This is a genomic window from Terriglobia bacterium, assembly GCA_036496425.1.
Classification (GTDB): domain Bacteria; phylum Acidobacteriota; class Terriglobia; order 20CM-2-55-15; family 20CM-2-55-15; genus 20CM-2-55-15.
On sequence record DASXLG010000365.1, the window covers coordinates 14,168 to 28,504 of the forward strand.

The window sequence follows — 14,337 nt, forward strand, 5'->3', positions numbered from 1 at the left end:
CAACACTAGCGAACATGATGCCCGGAGGACACCTCGCGACCGCTGTGGCTTTGGGTGGCGTTGCTTATGCCACAACGGGTTCCGTTGAAGTGGCTGCAGGCTGTCTGGCGGGCGGCTTTCTGATCGATGTCGACCACTATCTGGACTACCTGTTCTTCGAGAAACAGTGGCGTCGGCCCAGTCCTTCCAGTTTCCTCCGCTATTACTTTTCACTCAGCCCCGGAAAACTCGTTTTACCACTGCACTCGGCCGAGTTTATGGCGCTCCTCCTCGGACTAATCCTGGTGCATCCGTGGCCACTGCTTGTCGGGTACTGGGTTGGAGCGCTGATGCACCTGACATTCGATGTTCTGGTCAACGGCGAGGTCGGGCTGAAGCGGCCTGTCCTGTTCTATTTCTTTTCGTACCGGGCACGTTATCGCTTTGCGTCGTCCCATCTCATCCGTACCGATGTTTCGGTTCCATCATCGACCCGGCCTGTCCGCGATTTCTTCAGATGGAAGCCGGTCGAAGAACCAGCCGCACAGACCGATCTTGCACATAAGGTCGTCACAGAGCGTTAGGTTGCTGTAGGCGCGGTGTGACTCAGCCGCTCCGCGGCTGCGCACCAGAAGGTGGTATCTGAATTCTTCGCTTTCCCGCGTACAATTGACCTCTATGGAATTCCAGCTCAAGCGACTGTCCCCGGAAGCGATCCCGCCTGCGCTCGAGAGAGCAGAGCGTTACCGGCTGCTGAATGAGCCCGTGCAGGCGGAAAGCATATGTTTGGATATCCTGGGTGTGGATCCGGAGAATCAACAGGCGCTCGTCCTGCTGCTTCTCGCGCTCTCCGAGCAATTCGGAGAAAACATCACGGACAAGCTGGATCGCGCCTGGTCGCTGCTTCCGAAGCTGGACGATCCGTATCAACAGGCTTACTACCAGGGCATTCTGCTCGAACGGCAGGCGCGGCTTTACATGCGCAGCGAAGTGCCTGGCGCGAATTTTTCCGCGTACGACCTGTTCAGCGAGGCAATGCGCCTGTATGAAAAAGCCGAGCGGCTGCGGCCGCCCGGCAACGATGAGGCCCTGTTGCGATGGAATACCTGCGCCCGGACGATCACCGGCGCGAAGCTGCAGCCCCGTCCGATGGAGGATTATCCACCGCGGCTCGGTTGATCAGGCCGCGGGCCGTTCGCCTTTGGCGTGTTCGCCTTCAGCGAATTCCTCGATCATCTTTTTGTTGAACGCCGGGATATCGTCGGGCTTGCGGCTGGTGACGAGACCTTGATCGGTCATGACTTCCTGATCCACCCAGGTTCCGCCTGCGTTTCGAATATCCGTTTGAAGCGAGGGCCAGGAAGTGACGGTCCTGCCCTGAATGCCTCCCGCGTCAATCAGCGTCCACGGGCCGTGGCAAATCGCCGCTATGGGTTTGCCCGTATCGACAAAATGTTTTACAAACTCGACGGCCTTTGGATTCATGCGGAGTTTATCGGGATTCATGACGCCGCCGGGCAGCAACAGCGCATCAAAGCCTGCGGCATCGGCGGATTCCAATGGAACGTCGACCGCAACGGTTTTGCCCCAGCGTTTCATATTCCAGCCCCGAACCTCCGTCTCCTGTGGCGAAACAACCTGAGTCTGAGCTCCGGCGCGGTCCAGTGCTTTGCGGGGTTTGATGAGTTCAACTTGTTCAAATCCCTCATCAACCAGAATGGCAACTCTCTTTCCAGACAGATCTTTCTTGGCCATGAGATTTCCTCCGGTTCTCTTATCTTTGACGTCCGCCGCAAAAAAAAGGACGCCAAAACGGCGTCCTTTGGGGAAATAGGAAGGGGGACCCTAACTCTTCGATTTCGGCTTCACTGTGGTTTTGCCGGACTTGGCTGCCGAGTCCGCCGGCAATTCCCGAACGGCAGCGGCGATATTGTGGTTGTTGACTTCGCGATATTGTACGGAAACGCGAGTGCCTGCAACCAGAGTACCGGTCCGCTCCGTGTGAGTATCGAGTGCGAACTTTGTTTGCGCAGCCTGGCCGCGAACTGACCTGTAAATCACAAGCTGGTTCGATTGGATCGAAGTGATCGTACCCTGGGTGAAATGTGTTGCAGGTTGGGGAGTTTTCGCCTGGTGAGAGGCGGGAGGGGTAGAACTCGCCTTGCCGCCGTTCTGCGCCGCAGACACCGCGACGCAGAGTGTGGCCGTCAAAGCGATCAGCAAAGGAAATCTATGAAGCCATAACTGCATTCAGACTCCTCACCTTTTTCATTTAAGCGAACGTGTATTAAAGCGTGATTAAGGTGGGATTAAATCGAGTTAATCAAGCAGGAAAGGTGACGCGAAATGTGCTGCCCCTGCCGGGATTTGTTTCAACATCGATCGCACCCTGATGCTGATCGACAGCCCATTTCACGAGGCTGAGACCCAGGCCGACGCCGTCGGCCCGGTTGGCGCGCGACGGGTCCGCGCGATAAAAGCGCTCGAAGATCCGGGGAACCGAGTCGGCCGGGATACCGGCGCCGTCGTCCTTTACCTCCAGCGTGCGGTGCTTTTCATTTTGCGAGACGCTGACGGCGACGTGGCCGCCGGATGCCGTAAATTTGATCGCATTGTCGATAAGGTTCAGGACGATCCTTTCGATCCAGCCGGCATCGCCCGAAATGATCACGCCGGGGTCGCAATTCCATGACAGGTTGACATTCTTCGACGCGGCCACCGGTTCGAGCTGCTCGGCGAGCGATTGCGTCATCGTCGACAGATCGACAGGCTCATGAACAATCGCCACTTCACCCGACTCCGCCCTCGCGAGTGTGAGCAGCTGGTTGATCATTCTCGTCAGTTTCTCGAACTCTTCGAGCTGGCTTGCGAGAACCCGCCGGTATTGGCCCGCCGTGCTGGATTCCATCAGCGCGATTTCGGCTTCACCTCGCAGCACGGCAAGCGGCGTCCTGAATTCATGAGAGATGCTGGCGGTGAACTGCTTCATCTCCTCGACCGCCTTTTCGAGGCGGGCAAATGTCCCATTGAATTGAATGGCAAGGTAATCCAATTCGTCGCCGGTCCCGCGAACCGGCAGCCGTTGATGAAGCTGCGAAACGCCGATCTCCCCCGCCGCTCTACCTAACGCGGCAACCGGCTCAAGCGCCTTTCGCGCCATGAACCAGGACGCGATTGCCGCCAGCAAAACTCCCGTTGGAATCAGCCAGGCCAGCGCCTTGATAAAGGAACTGACGGTGTCTTCGACCGTCTGCATGGAGGCTCCGACGACCAGGAGGTACGAATTGCCGTTCACCTGCACGACTTCGTTTCTCAGGCGCAGCTTGCCCTCATCCGTCTGAACATCGAGAAAGCTGGTTTTGTTTTTCGCATACTGAGCGACGTCCGATGCGGAAAAAACCACTGCAGTTGCGCGAAATTCATCCGACTGGTCGAGCAAAACTCCGGTTTTTGTGTCGTAGACCTGGTAATAACGCGTGGCGGTGCGGACAAAGGTGACCTCATCGGGGTCATCCGGATCAAAAGTAAAGACCGGCTTGCCCTCCTCGAACAGCAGATAACTGTGCAGACCCTCCGCGCGATCGACGACCTCCGTCGTGAGATCACGATTGAGTCCCACGTTGAGAACGTTGTAGTAGATAAACGCAAAACCAGTCAGCAGGACGCTGACGGTGATTGAATAGAAAAGCGTTAGTTTCGTTCGCAGCGCAAGCGGCCTCATGCCGTCCCGTCGCTGAGCATGTATCCGACGCCCCGCACCGTGTGGATGAGCGGCGGCTGGAACCCTTTATCGATCTTGTTGCGCAGCGAATTGATGTGCACATCGACGACATTGCTGACGCTGTCGAAGTGGATATCCCAGACGTGCTCCACGATCATTGTGCGCGTTACCGGACGATGCACATTGCGCAGCAGAAACTCCAGCAGCGCGTACTCTTTGAGTTTGAGGTCGATCGGCTGGCCCGCGCGCCGCACCTGCCTGGTGGCGGTATCCATCTCGAGATCGGCGACACGGAGGCGTGGATTCTCCTGATTCCCACGCCTCAAGAGCGCGCGAATGCGGGCCGACAACTCTACAAAGGCGAACGGTTTGATGAGGTAGTCGTCCGCACCGGCATCCAGGCCGGCGACCTTGTCTTCAACCGCGCCTTTGGCTGTCAGGACCAGCACAGGCAGCTTCGGCTTTTTCGTGCGGATTTCCCGAAGAACTTCAAGACCCGGTTGCCTGGGAAGCATGAGGTCGAGAATGATGAGATCGTAATCGAAGGCTGTGGCGTTCCTGACCGCTTCGACGCCGTCGTAGACGGCGTCTGCAGCATAGCCTTCCTGCTGAAGCCCCTTCTGTATAAAGCTGGCAACCTTCTTTTCGTCTTCGACGACCAGGATTCGCATCGCGTCCATTATAGGACGCAATCGTTTATCCTACGCGGCGCGTCGATATTCTTCGTCGTGCTCCACGAAGACTACCGACTGTCTCGCTTCGGTCACGCGTGCAAGAGCGTACGCCCCAATGCCCAGCATGATGTCGCGCACCGCAATGTCATAGAACGTTCCGGTGCTGATGAGATTGATTGCAATGGCCCACAGCCAGATCATCGCGATATAGCCGAATATTCTCGTGGCCCCGAATAAGATGGCGAGACCTACAATGATTTCCACCACGCCGGCAATGTGCATGAAGCTGAGCGGCGTAATCGGGAGCATTCGTTGTGCGGCCGGGCTGAGGTATTTTTCCCAGTTCACAAGAATGTTCGTGAATTTGTCGAGACCCGCCAGCAAGGGGCCGAGCCCGAATGCGATCCTCAAGGCCCAATATCCGGCGTTGAGTTCCCTGGATACCAACATACGCACCTCCTATTTAGTAGGACCGCCCTGAAAGAAAAAGGTGTATTTTCCCAACCCCTAAACCCGCTCGTCACTTTCAAAACCAATCAAGTTGCTGGATTTACCCGTCAACGACGTTGTCTGGTCCGGCCCGATTTCCCGGAACTAGCCGGTTTTATTAGGCTCTTTTTTGGCATAGAAGATGCGGAAGAGCGCTTGGCTCGAATGAGGGAGGCTTTTATGAAGACTTTAGTTATCGGAGTCGTGATCACTATTGTGTTTTTGGCGACCTGCTTCGTTTCCACCATGCAACGCATCTGGTAAAACGAGGGGCAAGACGCCCCTCCCCCTCCTTTTGCGTCACCTTTTGGCAGGACACCTGCACCCAATTCATCAATCCCTACACTAAAGTTGCACGGAGGTGCCGAATGCATTTTCTGTGGATGATTGTGGTTGGTCTGATTGTCGGCTCGCTCGCGAAGCTGATCATGCCGGGACACGATCCCGGCGGAATTATCGTCACGATTCTGCTTGGCATTGGCGGTTCGATCGTTGGCGGTTCGATCGGGTATGCGGCCGGTTGGTATCAGACGGGTGAACCTGCCGGCTTTATCGCTTCGGTCATTGGCGCCTTAATTATCCTCGCGATTTACCGCGTTATCGCCGGACGCAGACCGGGCGGTGGCAGCATTCACCGCGCTGCGTAGCATGCAACCGATGAACCCCTTGAATACAATTTCGGGCAGTGATAGTGTGTCGAGCCGTGACGTTCCCCCGAAAAACTTTCATCGTGGCACTGGTGTTGCTGGGCGCAGGTCTGGCCTATGCTGTGCAAAAACCGTTTAAAATCGACGTCGACCTGGTTATGGTCAACGTTGCCGTCAGGGATTCCGATAACCGGGCCGTGACCAATTTGAAGGCCGAAAACTTTCAATTGTTCGAGGATAAAGTCGAGCAGAAGATCCGTTACATCTCCAGCGAAGCCACTCCCGTCAGTCTCGGGCTCGTGTTTGACCTGAGCCGCAGCATGGAAAAGAAGCTGCCCTTCGCCAAGGAAGCTGCGGTGAAGTTTCTCGAATCGGGAACTCCCGACGACGAGTACTTTCTGGTGGAGTTCTCGAGCCGCGCGAAGCTGGCGCAGGGCTTTACCAGCGACATTGCCCGCCTCCGCGACAAACTCTCGCTCGAACCCGCCCAGGGAAATACAGCGCTGTACGATGCTGTATATCTCGGGCTTGCGCAGCTGAAGCGGGGACAGAATCCGAGAAAGGCCTTGCTGCTCATCACCGACGGCGAAGACAACCACAGCCGTTACAGCCGCGGGGACATTCGTGAATTCGTCCGGGAATCCGACGCTCAGATTTACGTCATCGACCTGGGCCGCGCCCTCGTCGGCGAACTTGCCGACATGACGGGCGGGCACTCCTACCGCGTATCACCGAGCGACCTGGAAGAGACCTGCGAAAAGATCGCATTGGACCTGAAGAGCCAGTACGTCATTGGCTACGAACCGACCAACACGAGCAAGGATGGGAGATTCCGCAAGGTTCGCGTCAAAGTCACGCCGCCGGCCGGAATGGGCAAACTTAACGCCCGGACGCGCGAAGGGTACTACGCGCCGAACATCTCCAACAACGCTTCCGTCAACGATTAGGATTGCGCTGATCTGCCCAGAATCCCGGATAGAGCGGCACGAGCTGCATGGTAGCCGCACATCCCATGCACGGCGCCCCCGGGAGGAGTGGACGACGAGCAGATGAATAAGCCGGGAACCGGAGTCCGATACGGGAACCGCCGCAGTGTCGGACGGGCAAGGACCTGCCGGATATTCATCAAACCGCCGCTGATATCGCCGCCAATCAGGTTCGGATTGTACGCCTCATAGTCGGTGGCCGATATGGTGTGCCGGCCAATGATGCAGTCGCGGAATCCGGGAGCGAACCGTTCGATTTGCGCTTCGATGCGGCCGGTCATGTCTGCCGTCGATCCGTTCGGGACGTGACAATAGCCCCATGCCGTATGCTGGCCTGCCGGCGCCCGCGACGGATCAAACAACGTTTGTTGCGCAAACAGTACAAAAGGACGCTCCGCGATGCGGCCTTCGGCCGCTGCTTTCTCAGAGATGCTGATTTCTTCGAGCGTCCCGCCGATATGTACGGTTCCGGCGCGCAGGCATTCTGGCGCCTTCCATGGAACGTGGCCGCTCAGCGCCCAGTCGACCTTGAAGACACCCGGGCCGTGCCGGAAGCTTTCAAGCTGTTTCCGATAAGATGGGGAAAACCGGTTTCCGGTGATCGCAAGAATCTCTCGAGGCGCCAGATCGAAAAATACAGCCTTCGCCGGTGGTAAATCGTGAAACGACTTCACTCGCCGGCCTGTGAATATCCGGCCTCCCAGGGATTGAAGATGAGCCCCCAGCGCTTCGGAGAGTCTCTGGGCTCCACCCTTCACGATCGGCCATCCCCCGGCGTGGCCAAGCATTCCGAGGATCAGACCGAAGGTTGCCGTAAGCGCAGCGTCGAGCGGCATGTTCGAATGGGCGGCGATCCCGCCAAACAGCGCCTGCGCCCTCACGCCGCGGAATTGTCGCCGGGCAAAACCGGAGGCGGCCTGAATGCCCTGAATTCCGAAGGACGCCATCAGAAATGGATGGCGAGGGATGCGGATGAGCGGCGAAAGAAGTTCAGGCATCAACTCGTCCGAATGTTCGGCAAGCGGCGCAAAGCATCTGGTATACGCGCGGGCGTCGCCGCCAAGCGCGGCGGCTGTGCGCTCGACGGATTTTTCTAAAACCGCCGCGGTCCCGTCGTCGAACGTGTGCGCCAGCGCCGCTGCGGGATGAATCCACTCCAGACCGTATTTGGCAAGGGGAAGACTGTTGAAGAAAGGCGATGCAAACGCCATCGGATAAATGGCGGAGCAAACATCATGAATGAAGCCGTTGAGCGTGAATTCAGCCGAGCGCGCTCCGCCGCCTATGGTGTCCCGCGCTTCGAGGACGCATACGGAATGACCTGCGCGGGCAACCTCGATCGCCGCCGCAAGACCGTTCGGACCAGATCCAACGACCACTGCTTCAAATTCCACCGCTTCATTGTATATGTTGGGGGTTTAATGCCCCGCTATCGCGGCTCCGGACAAGCCGGACCATGCCCGATTCGATGCCCAGATGGTCAGCCAGCGGCCGGACCTGAATGGGCCCTGCGCCGTGCATTCTGACTGACGATTCAATGGGTCATCGCATAGATTACGTAGTTGATTCCGAATTTGTAGCCGAGCGCGGTCATGGGCACCGGATAAAACGCATCGTCCGCGTGTTCCCAGGAATCGCCCATGTCGATATTGAAATTCATGGCGACCATCATGCGCTTGTGGTCGTCATAGATCGCGCGCCAGTGCGCAGGGCCCTGCATCTGCGCGTAGATTTGTCCGCCGGGTCCAACGCGGAGGTGGCGGTCACCCGGGATCGCTGTCTTTTTGTCCAAATCGTAGAAGATGTGCATCAAAGGATCGTCATCCGGAATTTCGACGATTTCCCGATCCGGGAATACTCGCCGAATGGCTTGCTCGAAGATCGCCCAATCGCGTTCTCCATGGAAATCGTCGACCAGCATGAAGCCGCCGCGAACCAGATGTTCTCTCAGGTTTGCGGCCTCCTTGGCCGTCGGATTCCAATCGCCGACGCCGACGGCCTGAAGGAACAGAAACGGATATTCAAAAATCTGGTCGTCGCTGAGTTCGACAAACGCCTCCCGATCGGCGACTGTGATGTTCGTCACGCGGCGAAGAGCGGCGAAGAAGTGCTCTTCGGCATAGGGGTAATCGATCGCCCACCAGGGGTTACGGATTCCATGCGATCCGCCGCCTCCAGAAGTCCGGTATTTCACCCGTGCCATCCGGAACTCGGAGCCTGGATGCTGCTCAGGTTCGGGGATCGGGTCAGGAAGGACGAAGGAATTGCGGAACTGAGCAAACGTGTTGATCGCAAGAATAGTGATCAATCCCGCGACGACTCCGAAGGTCATACCTCGCCGTAACATGCCGCAGGCATGTTAGTTTCTGCGAAAGCGTTTATCAAGCGCGCTCAAAAGAACTTTACGGCGCCGCGAAATGCGCGAGTGCTTGGGCGGAGGGCCAAACACTTTGCCGTGAGACGGGCATTGGCAGGCGGCTGTAGACAATGTGGTTCAACTGAACTGCAAATTGTGGCCACGCGCGAGATGAGCTTCGTGTAATTCGCCGTGAAGTCCGTCGCCGCCCGAAATGACAATGGGACCTCATTATGAAATACTCAATTGATCGTGAAACGCCTGTGTATCGTCGTTGCCCTGCTCGGTTGCGCCGCGCCTTCGTTTGCCCCCCGTGGTGCGGCTCAGAACCTAAAGGTCGATGTCGATCTCGTGCTGGTGAACGCGACCGTCACCGAGAGGGGCGGCGGTTACGTGATTGGGTTAAAGAAGAAGGATTTTCATGTATGGGAAGACAAAGTAGAGCAGCAGGTCGCGTCTTTGTCCACCGAGAGTGTTCCAATCAGCGTGGCCATAGTCTTCGACATAAGTTATAGCATGCAGTCGTTCGGGGCTTATGCCCGTCAGGCAGTGCTGACGTTCCTCCGCGCTTCGAACCCAGAAGACGAATACTGCCTCATTTTGTTCAGCGACAAACCACGCGTCCAAATCGACCTGACCAAAGATATTTCAAAAGTGGAACAGCTGCCGTTTATCCCCTATGAAGCCGTCACGGCCCTGTATGATGGCGTCTACCTTGGAATGGAAACACTCAAAAAAGCGTCTTATCCGAAACGGGCATTGATCGTTGTTACCGACGGCGGCGAAACACATAGCCGGTCCACCTTCTCAAATTTGAAGGATTCTGTCGGAGAACAGAACGTGCAGATTTTTTCCATCGGCGTCGAAGGCCGTATTAACGATATCGTGCAAATGACGGGCGGGTACGCATTCCACGGTGCGTCTTTGGATGGCCTTTTTGAGAAGATCGCGATCGAACTGAAGAACGAATACGTCATCGGCTATCACTCGACGAACCAAACCAAAAACGGAAAATGGCGCAAGATCGAACTTAAGGTCGACCCCCCTCCCGGTCTTAGCAAACTGAGCATCCGCGGCAAAACCGGCTATCATGCCGCGGCGCAGTGACAGGGCCTCAAAGTTTGTTTCATTCTGCCAGCTCTGCGCCGTGCTCCTCCAGGAGTTTCCTCAGAATGGAGCGGTGGCAGCGATTTTCGTTCTCGCAGTAGCAACCTACTGAAAAGCTGGTTTGATGCGACAAAAGCGCAAGCAGGTCCAGCAGCCGCGAGGCATCCGGCTTGTTCATTTCCGCCCGATACTTGCGCTCGAACACCTTCCACGACTTCTCGTCCTCCGATCCCAGTATGAAGCTCACCAACTCCTGGCTGGGGGACAGGACGGGCAACCAGACATCGTAGAAGTCGCGCTTCGCGAACTGTGTTTTCGGCACGCCGCGCGGCGGACGGCGGACGGTGCCGAGCCGCAGGCCTTCATGGCGCTTCCGTGGGGAGCCGAGTCTGACGACATCAACAGGCACGTTCGAAAACCTCCTTGAGAACCCGAATCCCATTTTCTACTGTCGAAATCTCGAATCTCCCATAGAATCGAAGTGAATGCCCGGCGTTAACGAAAATACTCCCCCGACCGCATCCGAGCCCGCGCGAAGGGTAAGCGTGAGCCATGACGACCTGCTGAATTCCGCCTCCGCTGATGAAGCGGCGGCGGCAAAAGAGAGCTCTTCTCGATGGGATAAGAAGTCCCTCCGCAAATTATTCATGATTCCACTTGTCGTTGGAGTTGTCGTCGCGGGCGTCGCGTTCGGCCTACCCCTCGTGTTTGCCACCAAGAAGGAGCCGCGCGAAGTTCCTCCTGAATCCACCATACCCGACCAGAAACGAAACGGCGAAATTTAAAGTCCGGCTCACTTCAGGAATCTCCGCGGTTAGCGTCAGACGAACAAGGAGAACGCGATGTAAGCTTTATCCCGGTGTTTCGGGCCAATTGTATAGGTCGATCTCATTTTTCACGGCAAAATGAGATCGATATGAGCAGTCCTTATCAAAGAATTCTCCCTTCGCCTAAATCAACTTTTTTCCTTTTTGGAATGCGCGGATGTGGAAAGAGCATGTGGGTTCGCGGACAGGGACTCGCTTCCCATACCATCGATCTATTGCGTGAGGATCTCTACCAGCGGATTCTCGTCGATCCTCTGGTTTTTTCCGGACAACTGGCATTCCTGAAAGCAGGTTCCTGGATGTATTCTGGTTTACACGGGCCATGAACGTCTGAAAACCGATGATGGAATCGAGGTTTTCCCGGCCCTTGATTTTGCGCGCCTCCTCGCGGATGGCACCCTGTTCTGAAGCCAGGGAACATTAAACTGCAAGACTCCCCCTGACATCCCAATCTCATGAAACTTCAACGAGCCTTGACGCGGGGTTTCAATGTGTGCGAATGTGCTATCAGACTAGTACAATAATAAACGTGATTTTTCGATTGAATCATTCCTCAGGCGTTCCTCTCTACATACAGATCATGGATCAGGTGAAGCACGCCGTGGAAACAGGCGCGTTACGACCCGGGGATCAACTTCCGACCATGCGAAAGCTCGCTGAAGACCTGGTAATGAATCCGAATACCGTCATCCGGGCTTATCGGGAATTGGAACACGGCGGTGTCCTTGAACTCCGGCATGGAGCCGGAGCATTCATCAGCGATGCAGTGGTTGGCCGCTCCCGGGTAATGCGAAAGGCTCAAACCGCCGCTCAGTCGGCTATTGAGCGGTTGGCGGCATTGGGTCTGAGCGAAGAGGAAATGCGGAGAGTACTGGAGAACGAATTAGCGTCGTTCCGTTCCGGGAGTCTCATGAAGAGGGAAAATGAGTAATTGGGTCATTGAAATAAATGAACTCCGGAAGTCGTTCAAGGGCAAACGCGCATTGGACGGCCTTGATTTGAAAGTCCCGCCGGGAAGCATCTTCGGTTTTCTCGGCCGGAACGGCGCGGGAAAGACAACCACCATCAAGACCTTGATGAATTTCTTGAAACCTGACAGCGGTTCGGCCCTTGTGTTCGGGCTGCCGGTGACAGGCGGCGCCGCCGGGATCGATGTTCGCCGGCGGATCGGATTTGTCACCGAAGAGAAAGAACTTTATCCCTACATGAACGTGGAACAGATTATCCGCTTCACCCGGCCGCTCTTTCCGCGTTGGCGAATAGATCTCGAAAAACGTTATCTGAAATCCTTTGATCTTCCGCTGAAGACGTCTATTCCTGATCTTTCGAAAGGTATGCGATCGAAGCTGACGCTGTTACTCGCAATTTGCCATAGCGCTGATCTCCTGATCCTCGACGAACCGACGGATGGTCTGGACCCATCTGCAATCGAAGAAGTACTGCGAGAGTTGGTAACGCTTGCAGCCGATGAGGGAAGCACCATTTTCTTTTCATCCCATCAGTTGCCGGAGGTCGAACAGATTGCAGACCGCATCTGTATCGTGGATCGCGGCCGCGCGATTGTCACGGGGCCGCTGGACGATTTGAAAATGAAGTACCAGCGTGTACAAGTGGTGTTCGAAAGAGAGCCGTCTTCGCCTGTGCAATGGGTGGATGGAGTGGAGCGAGTTCATCAGGAAGGACGCATGATCTCAATACTGGCGAGCCGGAACATCGACGCTATCGTCGAACAGGCTCGGTCCTTACCTTGCTCATCCGTCGAGCGGTTTCCGGTCACGTTGAAAGAGATATTCCTTGAATCTGTCAGGAGCAATTGAATGCTTTGGTTAAAGGGTTGGCTTGAGACTCGATGGCGCTTCCTGTTTTCACTGGGCTTGGGAACATTTGTAGTGGTTAATGCTTCTGTGAACACTCGACCTGAGGTCCTGGTGAACGCCCTTCCCTTTTTATGTGCGGCTGTAGCCGTCATGCTGGCCGGCGCAGGGATAAATACACAGTCTGCATTCCGGGGCACGAAAGGCCTGCATGGCTCGATGTATTTCACGCTGGCGCTGCCGGTAAGCCGTTTTCGTCTCCTCGCTGTACGAGCCGGAATCGGCCTGATCGAAGCCATGGCCGTCATCGTTCTGATTTGCGGAGGACTCTGGGTCGTTGTCCCAGTACTGAGAGAACAATTGACGTTCACAGCCGCGCTCGGCTATGGATTTGCGATTGCCATATCCAGTTCCGTCTTCTACTCATTATCGGTATTGCTCGCAACTGTTCTGGATGGTCAATGGCAAATCTGGGGAAGCATGATCGGCATTGGGCTTTTTCAATTCATCTCCGTTCGGTTGCCGCTTCCGCCTGCTTTCAACTGGTTTCTGGCCGCGTCGTCGCTGGTGACACATGTATTTCCGTGGCCGCAGATGGGATCGTCGGTCGTTACCGCGGCAATTCTGTTGTTCGTATCTATGAAGATCGTGCAGTGGCGCGAGTACTAAGCGATCTGTTATTTCGTAATAAGGAGAATCAATGAAAAGACATCTCGCCATATGGATTGTTTGCGCTTTGCTGCCGGCAATGGGTTTGGCGTTTGGCCAGACTACGCCGGCCTTGACCTTCGAAGTAGCGTCGGTCAAACCGGCCGCCCTTGACATGGCAAAACTGGCGGCGCAAATGCAGGCTACCGGACAAGTGCCGAAAATTGGCGCGCACGTCGACAAAGCCCGAGCGGAATATACGTTCGTGACGCTCAAGGAGTTGATCGCAACTGCATACAGTGTGAAGGCCTTCCAGATCAGCGGCCCGGATTGGCTTAACGACCTTTCTCTGCGCTTTGATATCGTCGCGAAAATGCCGGATGGAGCGACCGTGGATCAGGCGCCCCGGATGCTGCAAGCGTTGCTGGCGGATCGTTTCAAGTTGACGCTTCACCAGGACACGAAGGAACACCCGGTCATGGCGCTGGTGGTGGGCAAGGGAGGACCGAAGCTCAAAGAGTCGCCCGCCGACCCATCGCAGGATTTCAATGAGAATACCCCTTTGAAACCCGGCGAAACTGAAACCAGCACGCCGCAAGGGCCGGTACGTATGACGGTCAATCCCAAGACTGGCAGCAGTGTCGTTAACATGGGGAAACGCGGCGTCTGGACCCAGCAAGTCAGCCCCAACGGAACAATGCATCTTGAAGGCAATAGAACGACGATGTCCGCATTTGCCGATATGCTGACGCAACTGACGCAAATCACCGGTGGAGGCGGCGCACAGGTCGTCGACATGACCGGTCTCAAGGGAAATTACACGGTAGCATTGGATTTCTCGTTGGCCGACTTGATGAGGATTGCTCAAGCAGTGGGGATAAACGTGCCGCCAGGCGGAGAAGCCGGCCGCGGCCAGCCAGCCGCAGCTTCCGATCCCGGCGGTTCCTCATCCGTCGCCGATGCCGTGCAGGCGCTCGGCCTCAAGATGGAATCCCGCAAAGCGCCTACCGAGCAGTTGGTTATCGACCACATCGAGAAAACGCCGACGAAAGATTAGGCGGGAGGGAAATCAGGGGTCGCACCCCTAAT

Annotated in this window: 19 protein-coding genes; 11 read left to right on the forward strand and 8 right to left on the reverse strand. The window is 56.2% G+C overall.

The window, feature by feature from the left end; translation table 11 throughout:
• Window positions 1-14 precede the first annotated feature (14 nt).
• Window positions 15-563 (forward strand): hypothetical protein, encoded by a 549-nt coding sequence (locus VGK48_26855; protein ID HEY2384811.1) that lies wholly within the window; start codon window positions 15-17, stop codon window positions 561-563.
• 94 nt (window positions 564-657) lie between these two features.
• Complete coding sequence (locus VGK48_26860; protein ID HEY2384812.1) at window positions 658-1,158, forward strand: hypothetical protein; 501 nt, start codon at window positions 658-660, stop codon at window positions 1,156-1,158.
• Here the strand turns inward: VGK48_26860 and VGK48_26865 are convergent, their stop codons facing one another.
• The 5 genes from VGK48_26865 to VGK48_26885 all read right to left on the reverse strand — a co-directional run bounded on the left by VGK48_26865 (window position 1,159) and on the right by VGK48_26885 (window position 4,824).
• Complete coding sequence (locus tag VGK48_26865) at window positions 1,159-1,734, reverse strand: type 1 glutamine amidotransferase domain-containing protein (protein HEY2384813.1); 576 nt, start codon at window positions 1,732-1,734, stop codon at window positions 1,159-1,161.
• 90 nt (window positions 1,735-1,824) lie between these two features.
• Window positions 1,825-2,229 (reverse strand): hypothetical protein, encoded by a 405-nt coding sequence (locus VGK48_26870; protein ID HEY2384814.1) that lies wholly within the window; start codon window positions 2,227-2,229, stop codon window positions 1,825-1,827.
• Between the two features lie 73 nt (window positions 2,230-2,302).
• Window positions 2,303-3,700, reverse strand: coding sequence for an ATP-binding protein (locus VGK48_26875; protein HEY2384815.1), 1,398 nt, complete (start codon window positions 3,698-3,700; stop codon window positions 2,303-2,305).
• On the reverse strand, window positions 3,697-4,371 hold the full coding sequence (locus tag VGK48_26880; protein HEY2384816.1) for a response regulator transcription factor: 675 nt from the start codon (window positions 4,369-4,371) through the stop codon (window positions 3,697-3,699). The genes VGK48_26875 and VGK48_26880 overlap by 4 nt, the downstream gene beginning before the upstream one ends.
• A gap of 30 nt (window positions 4,372-4,401) precedes the next feature.
• Window positions 4,402-4,824 carry a hypothetical protein gene (locus VGK48_26885; protein ID HEY2384817.1) on the reverse strand — a complete coding sequence of 141 codons (423 nt, stop codon included), beginning with the start codon at window positions 4,822-4,824 and terminating at the stop codon, window positions 4,402-4,404.
• A gap of 407 nt (window positions 4,825-5,231) precedes the next feature.
• Between VGK48_26885 and VGK48_26890 the strand changes: the two genes are divergently transcribed.
• A complete protein-coding gene (locus tag VGK48_26890; GenBank protein ID HEY2384818.1) occupies window positions 5,232-5,510 on the forward strand; it encodes a GlsB/YeaQ/YmgE family stress response membrane protein in 279 nt (92 codons plus the stop codon).
• A gap of 83 nt (window positions 5,511-5,593) precedes the next feature.
• Complete coding sequence (locus VGK48_26895) at window positions 5,594-6,457, forward strand: VWA domain-containing protein (protein HEY2384819.1); 864 nt, start codon at window positions 5,594-5,596, stop codon at window positions 6,455-6,457.
• Here the strand turns inward: VGK48_26895 and VGK48_26900 are convergent.
• Together VGK48_26900 and VGK48_26905 are read right to left on the reverse strand one after the other, a co-directional pair.
• On the reverse strand, window positions 6,454-7,890 hold the full coding sequence (locus VGK48_26900) for an NAD(P)/FAD-dependent oxidoreductase (GenBank protein HEY2384820.1): 1,437 nt from the start codon (window positions 7,888-7,890) through the stop codon (window positions 6,454-6,456). The genes VGK48_26895 and VGK48_26900 overlap by 4 nt on opposite strands.
• A 140-nt stretch (window positions 7,891-8,030) precedes the next feature.
• Window positions 8,031-8,843, reverse strand: coding sequence for a DUF4159 domain-containing protein (locus VGK48_26905; GenBank protein ID HEY2384821.1), 813 nt, complete (start codon window positions 8,841-8,843; stop codon window positions 8,031-8,033).
• Between the two features lie 261 nt (window positions 8,844-9,104).
• Between VGK48_26905 and VGK48_26910 the strand changes: the two genes are divergently transcribed.
• Window positions 9,105-9,959 carry a VWA domain-containing protein gene (locus VGK48_26910; protein ID HEY2384822.1) on the forward strand — a complete coding sequence of 285 codons (855 nt, stop codon included), beginning with the start codon at window positions 9,105-9,107 and terminating at the stop codon, window positions 9,957-9,959.
• Window positions 9,960-9,978: 19 nt separating this feature from the next.
• On the opposite strand, the gene VGK48_26915 is transcribed toward VGK48_26910, so the two are convergent.
• Window positions 9,979-10,368, reverse strand: a complete 390-nt coding sequence (locus tag VGK48_26915; GenBank protein HEY2384823.1) for a DUF488 family protein — start codon at window positions 10,366-10,368, stop codon at window positions 9,979-9,981.
• A 136-nt stretch (window positions 10,369-10,504) separates the two neighbouring features.
• Between VGK48_26915 and VGK48_26920 the strand changes: the two genes are divergently transcribed.
• The 6 genes from VGK48_26920 (at window position 10,505) to VGK48_26945 (ending at window position 14,305) form a co-directional block, all read left to right on the forward strand.
• Window positions 10,505-10,744 (forward strand): hypothetical protein, encoded by a 240-nt coding sequence (locus VGK48_26920; protein ID HEY2384824.1) that lies wholly within the window; start codon window positions 10,505-10,507, stop codon window positions 10,742-10,744.
• 212 nt (window positions 10,745-10,956) lie between these two features.
• Window positions 10,957-11,112, forward strand: a complete 156-nt coding sequence (locus VGK48_26925; GenBank protein ID HEY2384825.1) for a hypothetical protein — start codon at window positions 10,957-10,959, stop codon at window positions 11,110-11,112.
• A gap of 203 nt (window positions 11,113-11,315) precedes the next feature.
• Entirely contained in the window at window positions 11,316-11,717 is a 402-nt protein-coding gene (locus VGK48_26930) for a GntR family transcriptional regulator (GenBank protein ID HEY2384826.1), read from the forward strand.
• On the forward strand, window positions 11,710-12,603 hold the full coding sequence (locus VGK48_26935; protein HEY2384827.1) for an ABC transporter ATP-binding protein: 894 nt from the start codon (window positions 11,710-11,712) through the stop codon (window positions 12,601-12,603). Before VGK48_26930 ends, VGK48_26935 begins: the two co-directional genes overlap by 8 nt.
• A gap of 87 nt (window positions 12,604-12,690) precedes the next feature.
• Complete coding sequence (locus VGK48_26940) at window positions 12,691-13,269, forward strand: hypothetical protein (protein ID HEY2384828.1); 579 nt, start codon at window positions 12,691-12,693, stop codon at window positions 13,267-13,269.
• A 31-nt stretch (window positions 13,270-13,300) separates the two neighbouring features.
• Window positions 13,301-14,305, forward strand: coding sequence for a TIGR03435 family protein (locus VGK48_26945; protein ID HEY2384829.1), 1,005 nt, complete (start codon window positions 13,301-13,303; stop codon window positions 14,303-14,305).
• Window positions 14,306-14,337: the final 32 nt, after the last annotated feature.

Bases quoted from the DNA above. Each gene is read 5' to 3' on its own strand.
- VGK48_26855 (HEY2384811.1), top strand. From the start codon at position 15: ATGATGCCCGGAGGACACCTCGCGACCGCTGTGGCTTTGGGTGGCGTT.
- VGK48_26860 (HEY2384812.1), top strand. From the start codon at position 658: ATGGAATTCCAGCTCAAGCGACTGTCCCCGGAAGCGATCCCGCCTGCG.
- VGK48_26865 (HEY2384813.1), bottom strand. From the start codon at position 1,734: ATGGCCAAGAAAGATCTGTCTGGAAAGAGAGTTGCCATTCTGGTTGAT.
- VGK48_26870 (HEY2384814.1), bottom strand. From the start codon at position 2,229: ATGCAGTTATGGCTTCATAGATTTCCTTTGCTGATCGCTTTGACGGCC.
- VGK48_26875 (HEY2384815.1), bottom strand. From the start codon at position 3,700: ATGAGGCCGCTTGCGCTGCGAACGAAACTAACGCTTTTCTATTCAATC.
- VGK48_26880 (HEY2384816.1), bottom strand. From the start codon at position 4,371: ATGCGAATCCTGGTCGTCGAAGACGAAAAGAAGGTTGCCAGCTTTATA.
- VGK48_26885 (HEY2384817.1), bottom strand. From the start codon at position 4,824: ATGTTGGTATCCAGGGAACTCAACGCCGGATATTGGGCCTTGAGGATC.
- VGK48_26890 (HEY2384818.1), top strand. From the start codon at position 5,232: ATGCATTTTCTGTGGATGATTGTGGTTGGTCTGATTGTCGGCTCGCTC.
- VGK48_26905 (HEY2384821.1), bottom strand. From the start codon at position 8,843: ATGTTACGGCGAGGTATGACCTTCGGAGTCGTCGCGGGATTGATCACT.
- VGK48_26925 (HEY2384825.1), top strand. From the start codon at position 10,957: ATGTGGGTTCGCGGACAGGGACTCGCTTCCCATACCATCGATCTATTG.
- VGK48_26935 (HEY2384827.1), top strand. From the start codon at position 11,710: ATGAGTAATTGGGTCATTGAAATAAATGAACTCCGGAAGTCGTTCAAG.
- VGK48_26945 (HEY2384829.1), top strand. From the start codon at position 13,301: ATGAAAAGACATCTCGCCATATGGATTGTTTGCGCTTTGCTGCCGGCA.